This is a genomic window from Jiella sonneratiae (assembly GCF_017353515.1).
Classification (GTDB): Bacteria; Pseudomonadota; Alphaproteobacteria; order Rhizobiales; family Rhizobiaceae; genus Jiella; species Jiella sonneratiae.
Window position 1 is genome coordinate 1 of sequence record NZ_JAFMPY010000052.1, and the last position, 6,239, is coordinate 6,239.

The 6,239-nt window shown below is 68.5% G+C and carries 5 protein-coding genes and 1 pseudogene; 5 read left to right on the forward strand and 1 reads right to left on the reverse strand.

Annotated elements, in window-relative coordinates; translation table 11 throughout:
• Nucleotides 1-251: 251 nt before the first annotated feature.
• A complete protein-coding gene (locus J1C47_RS23200) occupies nucleotides 252-1,043 on the reverse strand; it encodes an NYN domain-containing protein (protein WP_207353180.1) in 792 nt (263 codons plus the stop codon).
• Between the two features lie 713 nt (nucleotides 1,044-1,756).
• Between J1C47_RS23200 and J1C47_RS23205 the strand changes: the two genes are divergently transcribed.
• The 5 genes and pseudogenes from J1C47_RS23205 (at nucleotide 1,757) to pqqE (ending at nucleotide 5,952) form a co-directional block, all read left to right on the forward strand.
• Nucleotides 1,757-2,518, forward strand: a complete 762-nt coding sequence (locus J1C47_RS23205; RefSeq protein ID WP_207353181.1) for an OmpA family protein — start codon at nucleotides 1,757-1,759, stop codon at nucleotides 2,516-2,518.
• 207 nt (nucleotides 2,519-2,725) lie between these two features.
• Nucleotides 2,726-2,803 (forward strand): pyrroloquinoline quinone precursor peptide PqqA, encoded by a 78-nt coding sequence (pqqA, locus tag J1C47_RS24265; RefSeq protein WP_425354590.1) that lies wholly within the window; start codon nucleotides 2,726-2,728, stop codon nucleotides 2,801-2,803.
• A gap of 44 nt (nucleotides 2,804-2,847) precedes the next feature.
• On the forward strand, nucleotides 2,848-3,762 hold the full coding sequence (gene pqqB / locus J1C47_RS23215) for a pyrroloquinoline quinone biosynthesis protein PqqB (RefSeq protein WP_207353186.1): 915 nt from the start codon (nucleotides 2,848-2,850) through the stop codon (nucleotides 3,760-3,762).
• Nucleotides 3,759-4,813: pseudogene (gene pqqC, locus J1C47_RS23220) on the forward strand (pyrroloquinoline-quinone synthase PqqC). The gene pqqB and the pseudogene pqqC overlap by 4 nt, the downstream one beginning before the upstream one ends.
• On the forward strand, nucleotides 4,810-5,952 hold the full coding sequence (pqqE, locus tag J1C47_RS23230; protein WP_207353185.1) for a pyrroloquinoline quinone biosynthesis protein PqqE: 1,143 nt from the start codon (nucleotides 4,810-4,812) through the stop codon (nucleotides 5,950-5,952). Before pqqC ends, pqqE begins: the two are co-directional and overlap by 4 nt.
• Nucleotides 5,953-6,239: the final 287 nt, after the last annotated feature.

A 6,239-nucleotide genomic window follows, 5' to 3' on the forward strand; every position in this document is an offset into this window, starting at 1 on the left:
ACCCAGCGTTCCGAAAAGGCCAGGATCTCCGCCACCTCTGCCCGCGATCGACCCTTCGCCAGAAGCAGGATCGTCTGGAAATGGTTGCGCTCGACGACGTCGGCGGCGTCGCGAAATCGCCGTTCAAGCTCATCGATCGTCAGCGGCTCGGGACTGAACGCCATCAAAGGCCTCCTTCAAATCGCTCCCATCAAGCCTATGAAATTCGAGCCCAAGCGGGAATCCTCTGAATCAATCCCCCGAATTCGGTATCAGCCGGATTTCGCCGCCGTCCGCCGCGAGCCGCGGGCTGCTGTGCGCCGCCGCGGCTTTTTCGGCGCTTCGCGGATCTCGATGCCGGCGCCCTCGCGGTCCCGCACCTCGAATTCCGGCGTCGCCCGCACGAGGTCGCTCAGCTTGCGGAAGCCGTAGGTCCGCGGGTCGAAGTCGGGCGCGAGATTGAGGATCTGCTTGCCGAAGGTGCCGAGATTGGCCCAGCCGTCCTCGGTATCCATCTGCGCGATGACCCGCAGCATCAGCCCCGTCGCCTCTTCCTGGCGCGCCAGCGGCTTCGCCGCCTCCGGCCCGCTCGCCCGCTCCCGCTCCGCCCGCTCGGGCAGCAGGTTCTCCGTATAGATGAACCGCCGGCAGGCCTGGCGGAAACTCTCCGGCGTCTTCTGCTCGCCGAAGCCGAAGACGTCGACGCCCTGCTCGCGGATGCGGGCGGCGAGGCGGGTGAAGTCGCTGTCGGAGGAGACCAGGCAGAAGCCGTCGAAGCGGCCGGAATGCAGAAGGTCCATCGCGTCGATGACGAGGGTGATGTCCGAGGCGTTCTTGCCGGTGGTGTAGGCGAACTGCTGCTGCGGCACGATGGCGTGGCGGGCGAGGATGTCGACCCAGCCCTTCGAGCGCGAACTGGAGAAGTCGCCATAGACCCGGCGAACGCTCGCTTCGCCGATCTTGGCGATCTCCTCGAACAGCCCGTCGGCGATCTTCGAGGAGGCGTTGTCCGCATCGATCAGCACGGCGAGCCGCCGGGTCGTGTCGCTTCTCGCCGTGGCCATGGATCATCGTTCCCTGTTTTCGCAGCGTCCCCGCGCCGCTGCACCCGGCAGCGCCGGGCCGTCCTGCCGGGCTGCCCAACGCCCGCATTGCCGCCCCGCGCGCTCGCTCGCCAATGATAGGTCGCGGCGGGAAAAATTCATCGCATGGCGGGCGAGGGGAGGGCTGGCTGTGCGGGCAGCGGCGGCGGCGCCCGAGGATCGGGGCTCGCGGGTCGGCGGCCGAGTACCGGCGACCGAGCACCGGAGAGCGGCCGCGGCCTTCGGTGCCGGAGTCCCGAAAAGCGCTCTCGGCCTTCCATCTGCGGGAAGGAGGCCTCGGCCGGTCCGATGCCCGCGGGCAAGCCGCCACAACGATTGACTGTGCCGTCTCGCCGGTTACTCTGCCGTAGCGGAAGGTGGCGGCGGGTCGGCGTTCCGGCACCGCTGCCGCCGACGGAGGGCATGCCGCCGGGACCGGGAAAAGCCGCGACGGGAAAGGCCAGGGCCTGGAAAGCCGGGGCCGGCAAAAAAGGCCGAAAGGCCTGCCGCACCCGACCTTCCGACCCCGAGCAAGCCGGGGAAGCCTGGGAGGCCGGATCCGGCAAGGCCGGGCCGCAGATGCGCCGCCACCGGTGCCTTGCCGGGAAGGTTCGGCCCCGGAATGCGCGACAGTGATCCGAGAGTGCCGGACGGCGCCCGAGAGTGACCGATCGAAGGAAGAGGGATGAGCTGTGATGAGTGAGACGACGACGCCCCGTTCCGTGACGAGCCGATCTTCGGGCGCAACCGCCGCCGCCCGGCGCCGCCCCGGCCCGGCCGGCCCAGCCAACCTTGCCGGCCATTTCGGCCTCTGTCTCGCCCTCCTGTTCGCGCCGGCCGGCCTCGCAAAGGCCCAGCAGCTCCAGTCCGTCGACGTCGACGAATTTCTCGGCACGCCGGAAAACTCCGCCCTCGGCGACTGCCTCGAGGGCAAGGCCGAGGGCTGCGGCAAGAAGGCGAGCGGCGCGGCCCACAGCTACACGCGCAGCGAACTCTGCGACAAGAAGATCATCGACGCCGAGGCCTGTCGCCCCAAGCTCGGCAAGAGCCGGTCGATGAAAAGCGGCGAGCGCACGCGGCTCCTGATCGTCGAGGACGATCCGGACTCCACGCCCTTGCCCTCGATCGACGTGGAGATCCTGTTCGCCAGCGGCTCCGATGCGCCGCTGCCGGCCTCGGCCTCCGAGGTCAAGGCGCTTGCCGAGGCGGTCGCCGACCAGCGCTTCGCCGACGACCGCTTCGTCGTCATCGGCCACACCGACGCCGCCGGCAGCGACGAATACAACCAGGCGCTCTCGACGCGCCGGGCCGCGGCGGTGCGCGATCGGCTGGTCGAGTTGAGCGGTCTGCCCGCCGAACGCTTCGTCGTCGCCGGGCGCGGCGAGAACGAGCTGAAGGATCCGGCGGAGCCGCTCGCCGCCGAAAACCGCCGGGTCCAGCTCGTCCTCCTCAAGTGAGCAGCCGGGGCCTGCGGGCGGGCGCGCAGACTGCTCCGGGGTGCGCCGATGGGATCAGGGAACTCTTCCCGATCTTCCGTTACGGGGCCCGACGATGCTTCACGCATGACCCACTCTCCCTTATGTTGCTGTCGTGTTGGCGACTGCATCGGCCCTTGGTCGAGCGCCGGTCGCCGGCGAGACGAACCTGAAACTGGGAGACACAGCATGGCCTGGAACAAGCCGATCGTGACCGAAGTCTGCATGGCGATGGAAATCAACGGCTACATGCCCGTCGAATTCTGATCGGCATCATGCATACCGATATGGGCCGCGGGCGGGACGACCGCCTGCGGCTTTTCGTTTTGGGTTCTGCCGCAGGCGGCGGCTCGCCGCAGTGGAACTGCTGCTGCGCGGTCTGCCGGCTGCATTGGGCGGGTGACGAGCGGGTCGAGCCGCGCTCGCAGTCCTCGATCGCCGCCTCGGCGGACGGCCGCAACTGGCTGCTGCTCAACGCCTCGCCTGATCTGCGCCAGCAGATCGTCGCCTCGCCGCGTCTTTCCCCCGTCGCCGGCGTCGACGAGACCGTCAGGCGCGCCACGCCGATCGCCGCCGTCCTCGTCACCAATGGCGACGTCGACCATATCGCCGGCCTTCTGACGCTGCGCGAAAAGCAGCGCTTCCCGCTCTACGGCACTGCCGGCGTCCTCGGCATGGTCGCCGAGAGCCCGGTCTTCCAGGTGCTCGACCCGGCCTTCGTCGAAAAGCGCCCCGTCGAGATCGGCGCGCGCTTCGAGCCGGTTCCCGGCCTGTCCGTCGAGATCTTCTCCGTTCCGGGCAAGGTGCCGCTGTTCATGGAAAAGGGCGAGGTCGACGTCGGCGAGGAGAGCGAGATGACGGTCGGCGTCAGGCTCTCGGCGCATGGCCGCACCGCCTATTACATCCCCGGCTGCGCGCATCTGACCGATCAGCTCAAGGCCCGCATCGCCGGCGCCGACTGCCTGCTCTTCGACGGCACGCTCTTCGAAGACGACGAGATGCGCCGTGCCGGCGTCGGGGAGAAGACCGGCCGGCGCATGGGCCACATGCCGATCGCCGGCGAGGGCGGCAGCATGAACGCCTTCGAGGGCCTTCATATCGGCCGGCGGGCCTATATCCACATCAACAACACCAACCCGATCCTCGTGAAGGGCTCGGACGAACGCAAGGCCGTCGAGGCCGCCGGCTGGGCGGTGACGCATGACGGGATGGAGATCGCGCTATGACGGGTCGGTCGGACGAGATGATGAGCCGCGAGGAGTTGGAGGCGGCGCTGCGCGAGATCGGCGCCACCCGCTATCATTCGCTGCATCCGTTCCAGACGCTTCTGCAGGAGGGCCGGCTCACCCGGCCGCAGGTCCAGGCCTGGGCGCTCAACCGCTATTACTACCAGGCGAACATCCCGGTGAAGGATTCCTACATCCTCGCCCGGCTCGGCACCGTCGAGCTGCGGCGCGAATGGCGCCAGCGCATCCTCGACCACGACGGGTCGGAGACCGAGCGCGGCGGCATCGAGAAGTGGATCGCTTTGACCGACGGCGTCGGCCTCGACCGCGCCTATGTCATGTCCGGCCGCGGCATCCTTTCCGGCACGCGCTTTGCCGTCGACGCCTATGTCCATTTCGTCCGCGACCGCTCGCTGCTCGAGGCCGTCGCCTCCTCCCTGACCGAGCTGTTCTCCCCCTCGGTGATCGGCGTCAGGACCAGGGGCATGCTCGCCCATTACGACTTCATCTCCAGGGAGACGCTGGCCTATTTCGACAAGCGCCCGGTGCAGGCCAAGCGCGACAGCGACTTCGCGCTGGACTACTGCCTTCAACACGCCGACACCCGCGAGAAGCAGGACGCCGTGATCGAGGCGCTGCGCTTCAAGTGCCAGGTGCTCTGGGCGCAGCTCGACGCGCTCCATTACGCCTATGTCGAGCCGGGCAACGTGCCGCCGGACGCCTGGCGGCCCGGCGAGGCCGAGGCCGGCCGGGAGACGGCCTGATGGAGCGGCCGGCCGGCATCGCCGACGACGCCGTCCCCGCCTTGCCGCGGGGCGTGAAGTTCCGCGAGGACAAGGCGCGCGGTCGCTTCGTCCTGCTCGGGCCGGAGCGGATCTTCGAGGCCGATCAGGTCTCGACCGAGATCCTGAGGCTCGTCGACGGCAAGACGCCCTTTGCGGCGATCCTCGCCCGGCTGACCGAAATCTTCACCGCCGACGAGGCGATGATCCGTCCGGATGTCGAGAGCTTCCTGCGCGATCTCGCCGACAAGCAGATGGTGACCCTATGAGCGAGACCCTTCTCGACCGGCGCCCGCGCGGCGCCGCCCCGCCGCCGCCGCGGCCGCAGCCGCCCCTCGGCCTGCTCGCCGAGGTGACGCATCGCTGCCCGTTGCGCTGCACCTACTGCTCCAATCCCCTGCAGCTCGACCCGAAGTCTGCGGAGCTCGATACGGACACGTGGAAAAGGGTCTTCACCGAGGCCGCCGAGCTCGGCGTCATCCATCTCCACATGTCGGGCGGCGAGCCGACGGCGCGGCGCGACATCGTCGAACTGATGCGCCATGCGAGCACGGTCGGCCTCTACACCAACCTCATCACCTCCGGCATCGGCGTTTCGCCGGAAAAGCTCGACGCTCTCGTCGAGGCCGGCTGCGACCATATCCAGCTGTCGATGCAGGGCGCCGACGAGGCGATCACCGAGCGGGTCGGCGGCTATCGCGGCGGTTACGAGAGGAAGCAGGCCTTCGCCCGCGCCGTCGTCGCAAGCGGCGTGCCGCTGACGCTCAATGCCGTGATCCACCGGATGAACATCCATCAGGTGCCGGAGATGATCGAGAAGGCGGTCGAATTCGGCGCCAAGCGGCTCGAGATCGCCCACACGCAATATTACGGCTGGGCCCTGAAGAACCGGGCGCAGCTGATGCCGGCCCGCGAGGACGTCGACCGCACGATCCACGAGGTCGAGACCGCGCGCGAGCGGCTGAAGGGCACGCTCGTCATCGACGCGGTCTTCCCGGACTACTACGCGCGCTATCCGAAGCTCTGCAACGGCGGCTGGGGCACCCGCACCTTCTCCGTCACCCCGGCCGGCAAGGTTCTCCCCTGCCACGCCGCCGAAACCATCCGCCACCTCGACTTCTGGAACGTCCGCGACCATTCCCTCGCTGAAACCTGGTACGACGGCCCGGCTTTCACCGCCTATCGCGGCACGTCCTGGATGAAGGAGCCCTGCCGCTCCTGCGAGCGCAAGGAGGTCGACTTCGGCGGCTGCCGCTGCCAGGCCCTGGCGCTGACCGGCGATGCGGCGAATACCGACCCGGTGTGTGTGAAGTCGCCGCTGCACGAGTCGATCGGCCGCCTCGCCACCACCGAATCCGCCGTCGCCGATCCAGGCGCCGCGACCTATCGCGGGTTCCGGGCGGGGTAGCAAGCCGAACGGGGCGCCCTCTCTCCCCTTTGCAGGAGAAAAAGCCATTCCGAGGAATTGGGCCTCGGCTTGCCGGGGACCAAACCTTGAGAATGGCAAGAGAGGGGCTTCACCGTCGACGCTGCCGCCGAGGCAGCGACGTCTCCCGCCGCCACCATGCCTGACCCGGTGAAACCCCTCTCTTGCGATTTCTATCGCTTGGCTCCGCCAAGGCGATGAAATCGCTTTCTCTCCCGCAAGGGGGAGAGAGCGCCCCGCGATCGGCCTCAGCGCCCTTCGATCCGCGA